This window comes from Bacillus sp. AC266 (assembly GCF_979253805.1).
The window spans coordinates 1-299 of record NZ_CEEDEC010000037.1 but is presented as its reverse complement, the minus strand read 5'-3'; the positions used below and the strand labels follow the sequence as shown (position 1 = coordinate 299).

Here is a 299-nt window from a genome sequence, read left to right as displayed (position 1 = left end):
ACACGAATTCCACCAACTTCGATTTTTTCATAAGGCTCAACTGTAATAGAAATGACCCCTTCCCGCTTCTTTAATTCTTTACTTAATTCTTTGGTTAACATTTTTTTCATGTGTGCACTCCTTCTTACTGCTTAATTTACTATTGTTATGTAAATAAAATTAAAAGTGGTTTCCTGGTCTGGAAACCATTTTTTGTAGTTAACCATATGGTGTTACCAGTTCGCTTATCAATTTTACGTAAAGAAGATAAACAATTACTATTCACTGTCTCAGTAGATGTAAGAAATTCTTAAAGATAG

At 31.4% G+C, this 299-nt stretch carries 1 protein-coding gene; it reads right to left on the bottom strand.

Features of this window, described 5'->3' with window-relative positions; all coding sequences use genetic code 11:
* Nucleotides 1-110: BC1881 family protein (locus AC0IXC_RS29170; protein WP_471653717.1), on the bottom strand; the 110-nt coding region annotated here is incomplete at its 3' end.
* Nucleotides 111-299 lie beyond the last annotated feature (189 nt).